Annotated in this window: 17 protein-coding genes and 2 pseudogenes; 10 read left to right on the plus strand and 9 right to left on the minus strand. The window is 62.7% G+C overall.

Annotated elements, in window-relative coordinates; genetic code table 11:
• Window positions 1–196: 196 nt before the first annotated feature.
• Window positions 197–850, minus strand: coding sequence for a recombinase family protein (locus ACS5PV_RS30595; protein WP_455399098.1), 654 nt, complete (start codon window positions 848–850; stop codon window positions 197–199).
• Between the two features lie 265 nt (window positions 851–1,115).
• On the opposite strand from ACS5PV_RS30595, the gene ACS5PV_RS30600 reads away from it, so the two are divergent.
• Window positions 1,116–1,379 (plus strand): AbrB/MazE/SpoVT family DNA-binding domain-containing protein, encoded by a 264-nt coding sequence (locus ACS5PV_RS30600; RefSeq protein ID WP_455399099.1) that lies wholly within the window; start codon window positions 1,116–1,118, stop codon window positions 1,377–1,379.
• The gene (locus tag ACS5PV_RS30605) at window positions 1,376–1,762 is read left to right on the plus strand and encodes a PIN domain-containing protein (protein WP_455399100.1); all 387 of its coding nucleotides are present in this window, start codon (window positions 1,376–1,378) and stop codon (window positions 1,760–1,762) included. The genes ACS5PV_RS30600 and ACS5PV_RS30605 overlap by 4 nt, the downstream gene beginning before the upstream one ends.
• A gap of 718 nt (window positions 1,763–2,480) precedes the next feature.
• Here ACS5PV_RS30605 and ACS5PV_RS30610 read toward each other — a convergent pair.
• Complete coding sequence (locus tag ACS5PV_RS30610) at window positions 2,481–2,732, minus strand: type II toxin-antitoxin system Phd/YefM family antitoxin (RefSeq protein WP_455399101.1); 252 nt, start codon at window positions 2,730–2,732, stop codon at window positions 2,481–2,483.
• Between the two features lie 83 nt (window positions 2,733–2,815).
• Here ACS5PV_RS30610 and ACS5PV_RS30615 point away from each other — a divergent pair, with 83 nt between their 5' ends.
• Complete coding sequence (locus tag ACS5PV_RS30615) at window positions 2,816–3,190, plus strand: hypothetical protein (protein ID WP_455399102.1); 375 nt, start codon at window positions 2,816–2,818, stop codon at window positions 3,188–3,190.
• A 102-nt stretch (window positions 3,191–3,292) separates the two neighbouring features.
• Here ACS5PV_RS30615 and ACS5PV_RS30620 read toward each other — a convergent pair whose 3' ends face one another.
• From ACS5PV_RS30620 to ACS5PV_RS30630, 3 genes are all read right to left on the minus strand, one after another.
• Window positions 3,293–3,424, minus strand: coding sequence for a hypothetical protein (locus ACS5PV_RS30620; protein ID WP_455399103.1), 132 nt, complete (start codon window positions 3,422–3,424; stop codon window positions 3,293–3,295).
• Between the two features lie 428 nt (window positions 3,425–3,852).
• Window positions 3,853–4,365 (minus strand): metallophosphoesterase, encoded by a 513-nt coding sequence (locus ACS5PV_RS30625; protein ID WP_455399104.1) that lies wholly within the window; start codon window positions 4,363–4,365, stop codon window positions 3,853–3,855.
• 539 nt (window positions 4,366–4,904) lie between these two features.
• The gene (locus ACS5PV_RS30630; protein WP_455399105.1) at window positions 4,905–5,249 is read right to left on the minus strand and encodes a mobilization protein; all 345 of its coding nucleotides are present in this window, start codon (window positions 5,247–5,249) and stop codon (window positions 4,905–4,907) included.
• A 260-nt stretch (window positions 5,250–5,509) separates the two neighbouring features.
• On the opposite strand from ACS5PV_RS30630, the gene traA reads away from it, so the two are divergent.
• Both traA and ACS5PV_RS30640 read left to right on the plus strand, forming a co-directional pair.
• Complete coding sequence (gene traA / locus ACS5PV_RS30635) at window positions 5,510–8,521, plus strand: Ti-type conjugative transfer relaxase TraA (RefSeq protein WP_455399106.1); 3,012 nt, start codon at window positions 5,510–5,512, stop codon at window positions 8,519–8,521.
• 82 nt (window positions 8,522–8,603) lie between these two features.
• Window positions 8,604–9,266, plus strand: coding sequence for a DUF6118 family protein (locus ACS5PV_RS30640; RefSeq protein WP_455399107.1), 663 nt, complete (start codon window positions 8,604–8,606; stop codon window positions 9,264–9,266).
• Window positions 9,267–9,601: 335 nt separating this feature from the next.
• On the opposite strand, the gene ACS5PV_RS30645 is transcribed toward ACS5PV_RS30640, so the two are convergent.
• The 3 genes and pseudogenes from ACS5PV_RS30645 to ACS5PV_RS30655 form a co-directional block, all read right to left on the minus strand.
• Complete coding sequence (locus ACS5PV_RS30645; protein ID WP_455399108.1) at window positions 9,602–10,903, minus strand: HlyD family type I secretion periplasmic adaptor subunit; 1,302 nt, start codon at window positions 10,901–10,903, stop codon at window positions 9,602–9,604.
• Between the two features lie 12 nt (window positions 10,904–10,915).
• Window positions 10,916–11,113 carry a hypothetical protein gene (locus ACS5PV_RS30650; RefSeq protein ID WP_455399109.1) on the minus strand — a complete coding sequence of 66 codons (198 nt, stop codon included), beginning with the start codon at window positions 11,111–11,113 and terminating at the stop codon, window positions 10,916–10,918.
• Window positions 11,110–11,853, minus strand: a pseudogene (locus ACS5PV_RS30655) (peptidase domain-containing ABC transporter); the annotation flags it as partial. The gene ACS5PV_RS30650 and the pseudogene ACS5PV_RS30655, both read right to left, overlap by 4 nt.
• 81 nt (window positions 11,854–11,934) lie before the next feature.
• Here ACS5PV_RS30655 and ACS5PV_RS30660 point away from each other — a divergent pair.
• From ACS5PV_RS30660 to ACS5PV_RS30680, 5 genes and pseudogenes are all read left to right on the plus strand, one after another.
• Window positions 11,935–12,111, plus strand: a complete 177-nt coding sequence (locus tag ACS5PV_RS30660; protein ID WP_455399110.1) for a hypothetical protein — start codon at window positions 11,935–11,937, stop codon at window positions 12,109–12,111.
• A 348-nt stretch (window positions 12,112–12,459) separates the two neighbouring features.
• The gene (locus ACS5PV_RS30665; protein ID WP_455399111.1) at window positions 12,460–13,395 is read left to right on the plus strand and encodes a hypothetical protein; all 936 of its coding nucleotides are present in this window, start codon (window positions 12,460–12,462) and stop codon (window positions 13,393–13,395) included.
• On the plus strand, window positions 13,392–14,039 hold the full coding sequence (locus tag ACS5PV_RS30670) for a hypothetical protein (protein WP_455399112.1): 648 nt from the start codon (window positions 13,392–13,394) through the stop codon (window positions 14,037–14,039). The genes ACS5PV_RS30665 and ACS5PV_RS30670 overlap by 4 nt, the downstream gene beginning before the upstream one ends.
• A gap of 1 nt (window position 14,040) precedes the next feature.
• Window positions 14,041–15,135: a DegT/DnrJ/EryC1/StrS family aminotransferase gene (locus tag ACS5PV_RS30675; RefSeq protein WP_455399113.1), complete on the plus strand. Its 1,095-nt coding sequence runs from the start codon at window positions 14,041–14,043 to the stop codon at window positions 15,133–15,135.
• Between the two features lie 559 nt (window positions 15,136–15,694).
• A pseudogene (locus ACS5PV_RS30680) lies at window positions 15,695–16,805 on the plus strand (IS630 family transposase).
• Window positions 16,806–17,003: 198 nt separating this feature from the next.
• On the opposite strand, the gene ACS5PV_RS30685 reads toward ACS5PV_RS30680, so the two are convergent.
• Window positions 17,004–17,180 carry a hypothetical protein gene (locus ACS5PV_RS30685; RefSeq protein WP_455399114.1) on the minus strand — a complete coding sequence of 59 codons (177 nt, stop codon included), beginning with the start codon at window positions 17,178–17,180 and terminating at the stop codon, window positions 17,004–17,006.
• Between the last annotated feature and the right edge of the window lie 120 nt (window positions 17,181–17,300).

A 17,300-nucleotide genomic window follows, 5' to 3' on the forward strand; every position in this document is an offset into this window, starting at 1 on the left:
TCAACCGCTACATCGCTGAGCACAACGACAGGCCAAAGCCCTTCGTCTGGACCAAGCCAGCCGCCGCCATCCTCGATGCTGTCAACGGCAACGCTGTACCATCCGTTTGAGTCAGGGCACTAGATTGCTCGGCATCCTCGTTGGTGAGGAAGGCGTCCAGGGCGTGCGCCCGAGCCAGGCTGTGCTTGCCGCAGGTTCAATCTCCCGCACCATGCTCCTGCTCGTAGGCGTTCGCCGCCTGCAACAGGCCATCGCGAAGTTCGTCCGGCATGGCGTCGAGCGTGAAGGCCTGGCGCGGATCATCTGCCCCGATCGCACGGTAGACGCTCCGGCGAGAGACCCCGAGCGCGCGAGCGATCGCGGTTGGCCCCTCACCTGCGGCATGGCGGCGGCGGATCTCGTCCCCGGGGACGGATTTCGGCCGCCCCTTGCCGGCGTAGACGCCCGCCGCCTTGGCCGCCTCGATCCCGGCGCGCTGGCGCTCAAGGATGAACTTCCGCTCCATCTCCGCCACCATCCCGAGCACCGTGACCACGATCCGCCCGACATCTCCGCCGGTGGTCAGCTCGGGATCGAGAATGCGCAGCGAGGCGCCCTTCTGGTCGAGGTCGTGTACCAGGTTGAGAACGTCGCGGGTCGATCGCCCGAGCCGGTCGAGGCGGACCACTACCAACTCGTCGCCCTCACGCAGGAACTGCATCACGGTGGCGAGTTCGGGCCGGTCGTCGGCGGATTTCCCCGACAGCTTCTCCGAGCGGATCACGGTGCAGCCGGCTGCTTTGAGCTTGTCGATCTGGATGGTGAGGTCCTGGTCGGTTGAGGAGACGCGGGCGTAGCCGAAGCGGGGCATGCGGGGCTCTCGATCGTGCCAAAAGGGTGGCTTGCGTACCTGCTCCGACGCATAAGTCGGAACCGACCTTTTTGCCACATGCCGGCGGTGTGCCGTGGTGCTGGTGCGGAACGGTATACCGTTATGTGGCGCACACGCTTGGCATTACTCCTATGGCGACTCCAGTCATAAATATGTACGAGAGCGTTCAGTGTCATTTGCATCAAAGTGACATTTTCGGATAAGTTCAATAGGAAGTGATACGACAACGGCGTGCAGGTACCTCATGGCATTCGTGACCGATGTGAAACTGGCCGCCAACGGACGCATGCTCCTCCCTCAGGCCGTGCGCGAGGCGATGGGCATCACGGGCGAGACGCGCATCATCGTCACCGTCGACGGCACCGAGGTGCGGCTGTCACCGATGACCAACGTCGTCTCGAAGCTCCAAGCGCTCTATCGCCAGCATGCCACCCGGGACGCGGACTCGGCCGCCTTCCTCGACGAGCGTCGAGCCGATGACGGCGACGGCCAGGATGCCGGCGCATGAGCGGTGTTGTCTTCGACACCTCGGCGGTGATCGCGCTCCTGCGCGGGGAGACCTGTGCCGGGATGGTGGCCGCGCGCGTCGGCCAGGCCGCGATGTCGACCGTCAATCTCCAGGAGCTCGTCGAGGCGTTGCTCCTGCGCGGCCTGTCCCACCCGGTGATCGAGGAGATGGTGCAGGAGCTGCGCCTCGACCTGCATGCCCACGACCGCGAGGCGGCCTTCGCCGCCGCCCGCCTGACCGAGGCCACGCGCCGGCACGGCAGCGGGCCGGGCGATCGGACCTGCATGGCGCTGGCAATCAAGCTCGGCGTCCCGGTCCTGACCACCGATCACGCCTGGGCGAACCTGAGGATCCCCGGCCTGGTCGTCGAAGTGGTCCGCTGACCGGAAAGGCAATCCATGGCCTCACGGTCGACCATGGTCCTCGCGGGCGGCACGCTCGTCCTCCCGACCGACCTGCTGCATGAGTTGGGGTCCGGGACGGCGATACCGTCGTCCTGGAGGTAGTCCAAGGCGAGCTTCGGGTTCGCTCGCGCGGCGCGGTGATCGCCGGGATCCAGGCCCTCGCCCGAGAGTACGTTCCCGAGGGCGTCAGCGTGGTCGACGAACTGATCGCGGAGAGGCGCGCTGAGGCGGTCCGGGAGTGAGGCCAGGGCTGGAAGGGGCGAAAGTTGGCTGCGGCTGACTTTTCTCGCGGGCTTCGTCCGTGGCAGCGTCTCCGTACCGTCGCCGACGGGAACGGATTGGCCGCGAACGCCGTCACCGGGTCGTGTACGAATGCCGCGAGGCGATCCCGCTCCACGATGCGGCTTGCGCCCAGCGCCTCGACGAGCCGGGCCTTATCCCCCGAGATGTCCTGTAACCGCTTCCCCTTCCGATCGGGAGCATCCTTCGCCCGCGTCAGTCGATCAGCCAACCCGCCATGATCGTGAGGGGGGTGTCGGGCCAAGGCCCGGCGTCACGTAAGTTCGAGTGGTCGTTCGCACCCGGAACCTGGAGAGCATGACGCAGGTCGGGCGCGCCTTTCGGCCGGCCTCTTCGCCGCGGTCGTACTCCCGTACATACAGGGAGGAGCAGAGGATGATCTCGCCGTGCCCGAGGCTCAGTTATCGCGCCCGTCGTCCTGCGTGACGGCGTCGAGCCCGGCCAGGATCTCGTCGCGCTCCGGACCCGTCAGGTCTTCGGCACGGTGCGCGCGCTGCGAGCCTGCGCCGGACAGGCGATCGAACTGCTCGGCCGTCATCAGGACGAACTTGCGCTTTCCGTGCTTGGTGATGTCCACGGGGCCACGAAACGCCGCCTCGACCACCTCACCGGATTTGTTGCCGAGATCCGTGAGGGTAAAACTCGCCATTGCCACCTCCTGTATTTTCTGTAAAATACAGAAAATAGCCATATTAGCTGTTTTGGCAATTTAGTGAAAGGCAATCGCGCTGGTTGTGTGTCTCCCGGTCGACGGCCGGGGCGGCGCGCCAGCGCTGGGGCCTGCGCGCGATCGAGTTCGAGGCGATGCTGGTCGCCTCGGCCGGGCTGCACTGCTTGATGGCCGCCCTCTCTGACCTGTCGGCCGGCGGCGAGTTGCGCCAGGAGATCCTGCGCTCGCCGAGGCACGTTCTGTACGTGCTGCGACGCGGGGAGGCGGGCCCGATCGTCGGGGCCGTGCTGCACGGCAAGCCGCGCGAGGCGCTGCCGGCATTCACGCCGGCGGCGAGATCGGCGACGGTGCCTCCGGTCATGCTGGCGCGCAGCGTGACCAAGCGCCCGTCACGCCGGCGGGTGGATGCGCGCCAGCTCGATCTGTTCGCGACCTGATCTGGTTAGGGATCGGCCTCCGATCGAGGGCTGCGGTTGAGACCGCGGTGCTGGAAAAGAGGCACATCGCTCGACGGCGCCATCGGGTCCTCTCCGCCTGGTTCAGCCACGCGCAAACAGGGCGATGAAGGGCGGCAGCCAGATAACGGCGATGAGGATGCCGACCAGCACGGTGAGGCAGATCACGATCCTGAGCTGAGCCTCGATACGGGCATTTGCGTCCTTGATCTTCATGGTGACCGATCCCCCGGTTGGCCATGCCGCCCGACGCCGTCTGTCCCTCTGATCTGAGGGTCGAGCATGCCCCTTACAACAGGAGCGGCTTGCGGCCCTGCGTCGTTCGATCGGGAACATGATTCGTTGCCGCGTTCGCCTGCCTGGTGTGCGGCTCGTCGCTCGTGATCGACCCGTCCGGCGTCACTTCACCGCGACCACTAGGCCGTCCGCGAAAGCCGGATTGGCAAAGCCCGCGCCGGCCGGATTGCACAGGACGCGCGTCCCGCCCGGACGCACCAGGTCGACCGTATGATGCACGTGCCCATGCACCCACAGGGCCACTCGACCAGAGTCGGTCAGGGCGGAGAGATCGGAGGCGGAATTCCCGGCATTCCAGGTGCCGCGTTGGGCTGCATGGATGCAGTCCGGGTGGGGGGCGTGGTGGGTCACGACCACAAGGGCAGGGCGCCGTCATCCTCCGCGATCCGGGCGGCCAGCGCGGTTCGAGCGCGGCGATGCAGAGCCGCAGCGTCGCCAATGGTCAGGAGATGGCTGCCGCCCTCGTGCGCCAGTTCGACCGGCTCGCCGGTCGGCATACGGGGATCGAGGTGACCGGCCAAGCGGTAGTCGCTCCATAGCGTGGTGCCGACGAACCGGCATCCGGCAAGGGTCGCGCTGGTGCCGTCGAGGAGGGTGATGCCGGCGCGTTCGGCCAGCATCCCGGCCAGGGCGAGATCCTCGTCAATGAGCCCGTTCCAGTGCTCGTGGTTGCCCATCACGAACACCACCGGCCTGTCGCCGGCGAGGCGGCGCAGGACCGCGAAGCCGCGGCCGGGATCACCTTCCTGGATGTCGCCAGCGGCCACCAGCACGTCGAAGGCCGGCGGTGCGGGGCGGAACTCGTCGGGATCGGGCAGGGTCTCGAGGTGCAGATCGGAGAGGATCCAGAGCTTGGCCACAGACGCTCCCGGAGGCGCGAGGATGGGGCGGGATCGCCGCGACGGGCTTTCGCCCTTCGCGGTGTAGACAACGGTCCAGGAGCTTGCCGATCCCGGTGCCATCCCGGTCGATGATGCAGGCTCGGCCGAGGTCGCAAGCCGCGACGGTCCTCACGGAAGCGAAACCGGGTTCACCGGTCCAGGCCAACCCCGACATCTGCGCCGATCGGCCCAGCCGGTAAGCTTCGCTGGCGGGAGAACCTCCTGCGGCCGAACCACGAGGATCGCTGTGACGGCTTCACAGTTCGCAGCGACCGCTTCTGCGCAGACCAGCGAGGCGGTTCGACCTCACACAGCTGGCGTCGGATCGGAGGCTTGGCACCTTCGCAGGTCGTGTCGTCGGTGACGGCGCCGTGGATCAGGGACCAAGGTGTTCGACGAACGCACAGGCGAGGCAGACGATCACCAGGAGGGTGCCGCCCAAGGCGATGCCCCAGGTTCGCCTCCTAAGATAAGCTTCGAGCCTGGCGTTGGCGTGCACGACCTTCATGGCAACCCTTTCAGGCGGCATCCTGCGGCCTCGCTGCTTCGCTGCTATCCGCCTCGGTCTGTCCCGCGGGATCATCCGTGCTCGGCGTCTCGGCCGATGAGCCGATCAGATCGGCGAACAAGGCCCTGTCGGCGTCGCGGGTGAGGAAGGGCGGCAGCTCGCGGCGGAGCCAGTCGGCGAGGCGCTTGGTGAAGGCGGGATCGTGGCCGGCCTCGAGCCGCTGCAGCACGAGCGCACCGAGCAGGACCTTGCGGCGGGTATCGCGGGTGCGTTCCTGCTTGCCGCGGCGGGCCTGCAGGCTCTTCTTCTGCGCCTCGAGGCGCGCGATGCGTTCGTCGATCGTCCGCCGCGCCATCGTCATCTCCCAGGGTCAGGCATGACCGTTGTAGCCGTCGCACGCGTCATGGCCAAGCTCGCTGATCAACGCCGGCTGCTTCTTCTCTATGGAACGACTACGGTGCAACACCAGTGCCGTACCCTGCTTCTCACGACCAGTCCTGCCAGTGGACACTTTCCGCAGCGGAGGAGCGAAGCGACAGCAGCGGAAGGGCGCAAATACGAATCGCTTCGCGACTCTTTTGCTGCTACGCTCAAGCTCTCAGGAGCAAACCTCTCGTGTCGATCTACCACTGCCAGATGTCGGTCGTCGCCCGCTCCTCCGGGCGCAGCGCAGTGGCCGCCGCCGCCTATCGGGCCGGCGAGCGGCTGGAGAACCTGCGCGACGGCCTGGTGCACGACTACACCCGCCGCATCGGCATCGGGCCGTCCGGGATCGTGCTGCCGCAGGGCGTCGAGGCCGCCTGGGTCAAGGATCGCTCCGCGTTGTGGAATGCGGCCGAGGCGGCCGAGAAGCGCGTCGATGCCCGCGTCGCCCGCGAGTTCGTCGTCGCGCTGCCGCACGAGCTGTCCGGCGAGTCGCGCCTGGCGCTCACCTGCGCCTTCGCCCAGGACCTCGCCGATCGCACCGGCGCGGCGGTGGATTTTGCGCTCCACGAACCACATTCCCGCGGTGACGAGCGCAACCACCACGCCCACCTCCTGATGACCACCCGCGTGGTCGAGGCCGGAGGGCTCGGTGCGAAGACGCCCCTGGAGCTTGCCAACAAGCAGCTGATGCTGCGCGGCCTGCCGACGACGCAGGCGCAGCTAGTCGCGATCCGACAGGCCTGGGAGGGGCTCGCGAACGCGCATCTGGCGCGCGAAGGCCTCGACCTCACCATCGATCATCGCAGCCATGCTGAGCGCGGGCTGACGCTCGCGCCGACGCAGCACGTGGGTGTGGCGGCCACCAGCGTGCGGCGGCGCGGCGGCACGATCGAGCGCAAGCGCCTCAATCCGGCCGACGCCGCCCACAACGCGGCGGTCATAGCTCAGCGGCCGCAGGAGGTGCTCGACCTCGTCACCGGCGAGAAGAGCGTGTTCGACGCTCGCGATATCGCCCGCGCGCTACACCGCGCGCTCGACGACGATGCAGCCGCCTTCCAGAACGCGTTCGCGGCGGTGATGGGCTCGCCAGCCCTGGTGACGTTGCAGCCCGAGAGCACCGACCCGCTCACCGGCGAGGTGAGTGCCGCACGCTACACCACGCACGAGATGCTGACGCTCGAGACCGAGATGGCGCAGGCGGCCGGGCGGATGCAGGTGAGCTACCGGCACCCGGTCGGGAAAGGGCATGTCGCCGGAGCGATCGCGGCGCAGGACGCGGCGATCCGGGCCAGCACGGGCGAGGCCTCGGCCGGGCTGTCGCCGGAGCAGCGCGAGGCGATCCAGCACGTCACCGGGCCGGAGCGGATCGCCGCGGTGGTGGGATTTGCCGGAGCCGGCAAGAGCACGATGCTCGCTGCCGCGCGGGCTGCCTGGGAGACCCAGGGCTACCGGGTGCACGGCGCCGCGCTGGCGGGCAAGGCGGCGGAGGGCCTGGAGGAGAGTTCGGGCATCGCCAGCCGCACCCTGGCCTCGTGGGATCTCGGCTGGCGCAACGAGCGCGGGCTGCTCGGAAGCGGCGATGTCCTGGTGATCGACGAGGCCGGGATGGTCGGCTCGCGCCAGCTCGCGCGGTTCGTCGCGGAGGCGGAGGCGCGCGGGGCGAAGCTGGTGCTGGTGGGCGACCACGAGCAGCTGCAGGCGATCGGGGCGGGAGCGCCGTTCCGGGCAATCGCCGAGCGGATCGGGCACGCCGAACTCTCCGACATCCGCCGGCAGCGCGAGCCGTGGCAGCGCGCGGCCTCGGTGGCGTTCGCCAGCCATCGCACCGGCGAGGGCTTGCGGGCGTATCGCGAGAAGGGGGCGATGTCGTTCGCCTCCGATCGGGCGCAAGCCGAGGCGACGATCGTGCGGGACTACCTCGCCGATCGGGAGCGACGGCCGACCGGTTCGCGGGTGGTGCTGGCGCATCGCCGGGCCGATGTGCGGGCGCTCAACGACGGCATCCGGGCGGCTTTGCAGAAGCGGGGCGCGCTGGCGCAGGGCGAGGAGGCGGGCGAGCGGGCGTTCCCGACCAACGACGGCGAGCGCTGGTTCGCGTCGGGCGACCGGCTGGTGTTCCTGGAGAATGACCGGACGATCGGCGTGAAGAACGGGATGCTGGGTACGGTCGAGGCGGTGGCCGCGGAGCGGATCGTGGTGCGGCTCGACGGGGCGGACGAGCGCCGGGTCGAGGTGGCGACGGACGCGTACCAGGCGCTCGACCACGGCTACGCGACGACGATTCATAAGAGCCAGGGGGCGACGGTGGACCGGTCGTTCGTGCTGGCCTCGACGACGATGGACCGTCACCTGACCTACGTGGCGATGACCCGCCACCGCGAGGCGGTGGAGCTCTACGTCGACGGAAGCGAGTTCTGTGAGTGGGGCCCACACCGACGGGGCCGCCGCGAGGCGGTGTACGCGGCGCTGGAGGCGCGTCTGTCGCGCTCGGGTGCGAAGGAGACGGTGCTGGACTACGCGCCGGCGTTTGCGGCGCGGCGGGGTCTGGCGGAGCGGCTCGGTATCCGCAGCGGGATCGTGCTCGGGGCGGAGCCGGCCTTGAGGAACCCAGCGGCGGGCGAGTACTCTCGTCGGGATCTAGTCGCCGAGCTGCGGGGCGAGCCGACCTTGCCATCAAGGACGGGCCAGGTCGAGCCGCCACGCAGCCCCCGGTTTGCCGGGTTGCGGCTGCGTGCAGGGCCGTCCGTGCCGCGACCGCCGGAGCCGGAGAGGTTGGAGCCGGTCGCCGATCCGCTGGCCGATCGGCTTCGGTCGCGGTCGGACCTGGAGCGGGCGCTGGAGCGCTACCTCCAGGTCCACGATGCGCGCGAGCGGCAGGCCCGGGAAGGTCTGCCGCGGCTGGACAGCCAGAGTGAGGCGCTGGAGGCGGCCGGGCTCGGGCTCGACGCGGCGCAGGCCGGGACACAGGCAGCCTTGAAGGAGGCGCTGCAGCGCGATCCGGGGGTCCGGCAGGCGCTGGAGGAGCCGTCGGGCCCGGGGCGGATGCTGGAGCTGATGGCGGGTCTGGACCGCGAGCGGGAGCGGCAGGTTCAGGTGGAGCTGACGGCCGAGATCGCACGCCAGGAGCAGCTGCGCCGGGAGCAGGTGCAGCAGCTGGAACGGCAGCGCGCGCGTGCCCTGGGTCTGGATCTTGGTCGGTAGAGAGCACGAGGACGGCATGCGGGACGACCGACACCACGATGGCCGATCTGGAAGTATCGCGGGCGTAGCGCCGGATCCAGACGTGGAGGAGGGTGACGCGGCCGCGGCCTTTGACGCGCTGCGAGCACATGTGGAGATCCTATCCGGACAGCTAACGACGATCGGCCGAGGGGTGGGAGCGGTGCTAGACCAGCTCGAGGCGCAAGGAGCGCCGGTCGATTATCGGACGGATCTCGGGCGCCTGGTGCAGGCTCTCGATGCGGTGGACGACCGTCTGCTGGCAGTCGAGCGGGCGCCAGCCCTGCGGCAGGACGCCGGCAAATTGGTGGAGCAGTTCAACGAGCAGAGGCGGATCCTGAACCGGATCGACAGCCTGATGGACTCCCGTCCGGCGCGCGCCCGCGAGCGGTGGCGGCGGAATGCGTGGCTCGGGGGCGCCGGCGCGGCGGGGATCCTGGTGGGGGTGGTCCTGGCGCTGGCGGTGCCGCGGTTCCTGCCGTTCTCGCTGGCGGAGCGGACGGCGACGACGGTGATGGGGCTGCGCGCATGGGAAGCCGGCAACCGCCTGATGGGGTTTGCCAACAAGGATGCGGTCGACTGGATCGTTGCTGCCCAAGACCTCGTGAACGTGAACGCAGATACCGTGGCTTCATGCCGTGCGGCGGTGGCGAAGGCAGGGAAAGAGCAGAGCTGCACGATCGTGATGCCAGTGCAGGGCTGGAGCCTAGAGAAGATCCGTCCCTGATGGTTTTATATTTTGATTTTAAAATATTAACAATTATTTATATTATGATGTATTTGTAGATACAAATACTGATAAAATCATAACTGATAAATGATATTGTCGCTCATAAGAGGGGTATCAGCACCGAATCATAATCCTACCAAAAAATTTCCTTGAACCATTGGTTATGAACTAGAAAAATGGGCTAAGGCGGGGTCTCGATCGGCGCCGATCGGGACCCCGCCTTAAGTGAATTTCCCAATGTAGCTTCAAGGGCTTGTTCCTGATTCAGCCCGGGGTCCCACTTTGCTGTCGATCTACAGCTGAGACCATGGCAACGGGCTGTTTTGCTCAGCTCACCGCTCATGCCCCGCCGTTGAGGTGGTCTCGCGCACCGGTGACAGCAGGTAGTCGATTACCCGCCGCCGCCCGGTCCGGATCTCCACCGTCGCGGTCATGCCCGGCGTCAACGCCACCTCCTTGCCGTCGGCCATGATCGCGGTCCTGGCTAGCGCTACCGTCACCGGGAAGATCAGGTTCTGGGTCTTGGGCATCCCGGTCACCGGGTTGAGGCCCTGGCCCCGCGCCACCGAGAGCGCGTCGCTGCCGCCGCTCGCCTCGCGGTCGTCGATCGCGTCGCGCGACACCCGCACGACCTTGCTCTCGATCGAGCCGTAGCGGGTGAACGGGAAGGCGTCGATTTTCACCACCGCCTCCTGGTCGGGTAGGACGAAGCCGATATCCTTGTTCTGGACCTGGGCCTCGACCTCGATCGGTCCGTCCGTCGGCACCACCACCATCAGCGGCTGGCCCGCCGTCACCACCTGGCCGAGCGTCGTCACGGCGAGCTGCTGCACGGTGCCGGAGATCGGCGCCTTGAGCGCCGTGCGCTCGCGCTTGAGCTGCGCCTTCACCACGTCCTGCACCAGGGCGTCGCGCTTCTGCGCCGCTTCCGTCAGCGCTTGGTACTGGCGCGCCACCGTCTCGCTGGTCAGCTGCGTGATGCGCCGCTGCAGCGAGGTCGCAGCGGCCTTCGCCTCGGTCAGCTGCCCGCGATCGTAGGCGAGGTCGGCGGCGACCTGTTCGACCTGCTGCACCGCGTCGATCACCGCGGCCCGGGTACCGGCGGCCCGCTCGACCAGGGTTTCGCGCATGTCGGCGCGTTCCTTGAGCACTGCCTGGAGGCGCATCCGCGCCGCGATGCTCGCCGTGAACCGCTCCTGGGTTGCCACCTTCTCGGCAAGTTGCGCCTCGAACGCCTCGCGGGTGGTGATGTACTGACCGATCTCGGCCAGCATCGCGCCCTCCTCCCGGGCCTGCACCGCCAGCGGCACGTCGGCCGGGAAGCTCACCTTGGCGGTCGACTTGTTCTTCTCCACAGCCTCGATCGTGGCGCGACGCCGCGCGATCTGGGCCTCCAGGGCCGAAAGGTCGCCCTGGCGCGAGGACAGGTCGGCCTCGGCTTCCGTGGGCTCCAGGGTGAGGAGCACGTCCCCGACCTGGACCCGGCTGCCGTTCTCGACCGCGATCGTCTGGACCTTGCCGGTGTCGAAGGGCTGCACGACCTTCGAGCGGCCGGAGGGCTGGATGCGAGCGGTTGCCACCGCGTGGATGTCGATCTGGGCGAAGATGCTCCAGAGGAGTGCTGCCCCGAACATCAGGCACATCACTCAGGTGAACACCACCGCGTAGGGCGAGGGCGGGGTGTCGAGGATCTCGAGATGCGCCGGCAGGAATTCCTGGTCCGAGCGGTCGTCGGCGAGACGCCGCACCTGCTCGGAGAGGCCGCGCGGGCTGAAGCGGACCGGCGGCGTGGAGCTGCGCCGGGGCGCCGGCAGGTTGGCGGCGGGTTGCGGGTTCGTGCTCACGCGGCCTCTCCCTGGGCTGAGCCGTGGTCGGATTGCAGGCGCCAGAGGCGGCCGTAGAGCGAGGCCGGCCGCTCGACCAGCTCGCGGTGGGTGCCATCCTCAACGATCCGTCCTTCCTGCACGGCGATGATGCGGTCGCAGATCCGCACCGCCGCGAGGCGATGGGCGATGATGATGACGGTGCGCCCGCGCACGATGTGCTTCATGTTCTCCTGGATGATCCGCTCGCTCTCGTAGTCGAGGGCCGAGGTCGCCTCGTCGAGGATCAGGATGCGCGGGTTGGTGGCGAGCGCCCGCGCGATGGCGAGCCGCTGGCGCTGCCCGCCCGAGAGATTGGCGCCGCGCTCCTCGATCGGGGTGTCGTAGCCGAGCGGCAGCCGGTTGATGAACTCGTCGGCGCCGGCAAGGCGCGCGACCTGCATCACCTGCGCCCGCGACAGGCCGGGATTGGCGAGGGCGATATTCTCGAACACCGTCTTGTTGAACAGGAGGTTCTCCTGGAGCACGACGCCGATCTGGCGCCGCAGCCAGGCCGGATCGACCTGGGCGATGTCGACCCCGTCGACCAGCACCTGGCCCTTCTGGGGCATGTAGAGGCGCTGCAGCAGCTTGGTGAAGGTCGACTTGCCCGAGCCCGATGGGCCGACGATGCCGATGACCTGGCCTGCCGGGATGTCGAGGCTAACGTCCTTCAGCACCTCCGGCGTGCTGGGCTGGTAGCGGAACGACACGCCCCGCACCAGGGTCGGCCTCGCCTGCGGCGGTGCAGGCGGCGCGCGTCTCCTTCGCGCTACTTCCACGCGCCGGCAAGCCGCGCGACCGTGCTGCGGCTCGTCACCCGCATGCCGATGCCCGACGCGCCGGCTCCCATCCGGGTCGGGATCGACGGCTGGGCAATCCGCAAGGGCAGCCGGTACGGCACGATCGTCGTCGATTTCGACCGTCACCGCGTCATCCACCTGCTCCCGGATCGCACGGCACCCACGCTGGCCAGGTAGCTCGAACGGCACTCTAGCGTCGAGCTCGTCGCCCGGGATCGCTCGGCCGAACCGGCTCCGCCAGCCAAGCTACCTGTGGTGGAAAGGCCCACGGTCCACTAACATTTCACTTGGGCCACCTCGTGGGGGCTGATCAGCTGGCGCACGGCTAGCTACACCACTCCAAGGGACATGATCGATCTCGACGAGACACATACAATCTGGCAGAAGTTCGTGCCGAGCTTGGTTGCGGATATGCATCCCGGTCCCATATGTCTCCAAGAGTCGAAAAAATATGTCGGCTGTCAAAAAGTAAATGTCGCGCGTCTATCTCTTGATATGCGACAATCATGACAGGGAATATGCAAAATGTCGTTCGTAGAAAATAAACGGATAAAGCGTATAGACATCTTGGTTACAACCTTATGCCGTCCACATCTTTTGATGAAATTGGCTGATTCGCTGAGTAAGCAAATAGATTACGACCATCTTCATATAAAGACGTTTCTCTTTGCAGATAGTGTTCAAACAAGGGACGGGAATTTTATTGGAAGTTTAGCTGATTCAGACAAGTGTGTTCAGTACTTTTCTGAATGCTTTCCTAATTCGACAATTATGAGACCCTCTTACAATCTTGGAATTTGCGGAAATTTTGCCAGAATCAATGACCACATGCTTAATTCAGAGGCTGATGCATTTATTTTTATTGAAGAAGATGTTATGTTAAGATCAGATTACATAACAATGACCGCCGATTTGCTAGACGTTACAGCGCAAAATCCAGCTATAGGCTTAATTTCGGGTGTTCCTGGCATTGCGTTGACGCAAGATGAGCAAGAAGCCAGTGCGTCCGAATTGATTCCTATTGGGCACAAATGGAGTTTCGCTCTAAACCATGAAACCGCTCGCATTCTGTGCCCAATGCTAAAAGTCTATCTTGATTTTTGTAAGTCAGTAAATTTTTATTGTAATGGGCGAGATGGACTTAAAGAGACCGGCGCGGTTAAGGCATTTTTAAGCCGGTATAGTTACCCTATCCCCGTAGAAGGGACTGGTCCTGACGCCGCAATTGATATTATGTCTAGTAAACTCGGGCTGCATAGCATTTGTACAAAATCTTCTTATGGTGTCAGCACAGGACGCAACGGTTTGCATTTTACAGACACTCAATTTGAAGCTATGAATTTGCATCAAGTTACCTTGTTTGAAGGGCAACGCGTGCGCTATTCGACTAGCGATGTGAATAAAGCTCTACATAGCTCGATGCAGTATCATAGAAATTTATTACTGGAGTCGATCTCTTGACCCATAAAATATTCGTCGTCGGCGCTGGAGGACTTGCAAGCGAAGTCTTTTCCGTTTTGAAAATGCAGCATAGTCAGAACGAATCTCAGATTGAAACATATTTTGTCGTCGAACACGGAGTGGCTGCGCCTCATACAGTGTTTGGACGTCCGGTTCTCGTCGGCCTAGATGAAATACCAACAACAGAGCGTAGCGAAATTTATGTTGCTATCGGATCTATCGTCGCAAGAGATCGCATCGTAACCGCACTTCAGCTGCGTGGTCACAATTTATTTCCGAATTTAGTTCATCCTGATTTTCGAATGGGATTGAATATCAACATTGGCGAGGGAGTAATTGCGCTCGGTCCTGGTATCATGACTTCTAATTGTAGTATAGGAGCATTTTCGATTGTCAATCCTCTTTGTTCTATATCTCACGATTGTAAAATTGGAAGTTTTGTCAATCTCGGCCCTGGTGTTTTACTAGCAGGAGGTGTGACGATTGATGATAGAGTTGATATTGGAGTAGGAGGCAAAGTAGCACCGAGAAAGTATATCGGACAAGGAGCTGTACTAGGCGCCGGCGCGGTTGCAATCCGCGATATTCCGTCAGGGGCGACAGCCGTTGGTGTACCAACTAAGTTGATCAAAAAGGAGATCTAAAGTGGTCATACCTGTAACGAAGCCATTCCTGCCCGAGAGAGTCGAGTTTGAAAGATTGATAGACGGTGTCTGGTCAAGAAACTGGCTAACTAACAATGGCCCATTGGTTAACGAACTTGAGATTAAGTTGAAAGAGCGTATTTCAGTCGATCATTTATTATTTGTTACAAATGGCACAGTGGCTCTTGAATATTGTATACGCAGTTTAGGAAAAAAAGGCAATGTAATAACAACTCCTTTTACATACATTGCTACAGCGTCAAGCTTAGTATGGCATGATTTTTGCCCGATATTTGTTGATATAGACGAAGAAACATTTAATATTTCACCAGACAGCGTTGAGAAAGCCTTGCAAAGCACAGATGCAGTCGCAATCCTTGCGACCCATGTGTTTGGAAATCCTTGCCATGTGGTATCCCTACAGAACATCGCGCAAAAATATAATACAGCTTTAATCTATGATGCAGCGCATGCCTTTGGTGTGTCAATTAACTCAAAGTCGGTCGCAACGTTTGGCGATATGTCAGCATTCAGCTTCCATGCAACCAAACTTTTTCACACTGTTGAGGGAGGAGGCGTAGTAACAAGAGAGCCGAACCGATTGGCACGAATGGCAGCATTTCGCAATTTCGGTCATATCACTCCTGATACTTTTAGCGAAGCAGGCATTAACGGAAAGAATTCCGAGTTCCATGCTGCGATGGGTTTGGCTGTATTGCCGCATTTGGATAAAATAATTCTACGAAGAAAAGAATTATCTGTGCGTTACAATACTAAATTGGAGAATTCAAATATTAAACGACAAAAAATTGATCCTCAAGTTGAGTATAATTATGCTTATTACCCTGCTTTATTTGAGTCTGAAGCTGTTATGCTCTCTTGCAAGCAAGAACTCGAGGCACATAATATATTTCCAAGGCGATATTTTTATCCTGCGCTAAGCGATATTCCCTTTTTTAATTCAAAAAAAATCAGCACCGCGACAGATATTGCTAGCAGAATACTATGCTTGCCTTTATATCATGAATTAAGTTTTGAGGAAGTTGATTTGATATCACGAATCATACTAAGAACGATAAGGTATAGATCAAGCTAAATAAATGTACTGAAATGACTCTCAGCGCTATTTGAAAATAGATAACTAAGTGAGAGCCTACAAATGTGATTTGATCGACCGTTAGAAAGATTTTTTGAATTGAGTCGAGAGATGAATTCAGCTGCATCCAATCTAGTTAAAATAGATGTCGTCATGCGTAAGGCTTCTTCTATAAGGACTGGATCAGCTTGATAGTTGCGTGATCGGCAGGCGTCGCGGGTGTTGATAGAGTGTATAACGCTCATCCAATAGATCCAAGGTAGACGCCTGCCGCCTATGCTGACATAATGCGTGAAAGCCTGCTTTTGACACCCCCTTGGATTGGCTGCTTCGATCATTTTTAGGATAAGCTTCGTCCCAAGAGTATCTTTCGATAGTTGGACTAAGTGTGGGGCATAATGCGAGTGGGCGGTTCCATCCTATGTCGATATCAGTGCGTTCGATATGATTTCTTATTAATCACTTTGCGATGCAGAGATCGGCTTCGCTCAGACGCCGCGCGGGCTAGTGTCCTGCGTCTGAATTTTATGACAAAGTGTCGGTCTGCTGGGAGGCGCCGATGGCCTACCGTGTACCCACATCTCTCGACCTGAGCGCCGAGGAACGAACTGAGCTTGAGAGCTGGGCCCGCCGCCGCAAGACAGCCCAGGGGCTCGCTCTGCGTGCCCGCATCGTGCTTTTAGCCTCCGATGGACGGAGCAATACGGCCATCGCGGCGGAACTGAGAATCGGCAAGCACACAGTCGGCAAGTGGCGCGAACGGTTTGCCCGCGAACGCACGGATGGGCTGCTGGATGAACCTCGCTCGGGAACCCCGCGCCGGATCGGTGACGAGCAAGTCGCCGAGTTGATCGACCGCACGCTCTGCGAGCCGCCCCAGGGTGCCACTCACTGGAGCCAGCGCAGCATGGCCAAGGCTAGCGGGGTGTCGGGCGCGACGGTCGGGCGTTCGGCCTGCAGCCGCACCGGTCTGAGACCTTCAAGCTCTCGACCGATCCGCTGTTTGCCGAGAAGGTGCGCGACATCGTCGGGCTCTACCTGTCTCCGCCTGCTCGCGCCCTGGTTCTCTGTGTGGACGAGAAGTCCAGGTTCAGGCGCTCGATCGCACGCAGCCGCTGCTGCCGCTCCGGCCCGGACAGGTGGAGCGGCGCACGCACGACTACGCCCGACATGGTACCACCAGCTTGTTTGCTGCCCTCGACGTGAAGGCCGGGAGCGTGATCGGGCAATGCTATCCGCGTCACCGCGCCAGCGAGTTCCGCCGCTTCCTGGACGAGATCGAGGTGGCGGTCCCGGTCGACCTCGACGTGCATCTGGTGCTCGACGACTCGGCGACGCACAAGACCAAGTTGATCCGCGATTGGCTAGCCAGGCGCCCGCACTATCACGCGCACTTCACACCGACCTCTGCTTCATGGATCAACCAGGTCGAGCGATGGTTCGGCTTGCTGACGGAGCGGGCGATCCGGCGAGGCGTTCATTGCTCGGTGGACGAACTCGAACGCGACATTCGCGCCTTCATCGAGGCCACGAATGCCGATCCGAAACCGTTCTGGTGGGTAAAATCGGCCGACGCCATCCTCGCCAGCGTCAAACGCTTCTGCCTGAGAGCACTCGAAGCTGAGTCAGAGACAACGCCTTTGCTACAAACTTCAGGTGCAGGACACTAGTGCACTGACGCCTTCAAAAGGTGCACCACGCGGCAGAAATTTCCTTTTGACGGCAGGGATTTGGCGAGAGTGCAGGTGGCGCGTTCGTCGGTGTCAGTGCACTAGTGCAGTGACACCGACGAACGAGACACATGCTCATTCGCCAACTGACTGCAACGGCGAAGGAAATCGCGCTGCGTGGTGTACCTTTTAAAGGCGTCAGTGCACTAAGCTGGTGGCGCCGGCCGGCAAAGTAGTCCAGTTTGTGACTTCAAGCATGCGAAAGGGCTCGGCGGAGAGCAGGACGACGCGGATGCGCGGGACGTGCTTGAGGGGGCGAGAGCGATCCTGGCTGATCGCGCGCAGCCGCACCTTCTCGTCCTCCGCGAGGATCACGCAGACAGTCTGAGCCACACCTCAGACTTGTATGCCTCACGCTAAAGGTGAACCTTCTGAATACGTCAGTGCATTGGAGGCTCGCGCAACGGCGGCGCGCCCCGGCCGAGAGCACGGGGG

The organism is Methylobacterium sp. Gmos1, assembly GCF_053764715.1.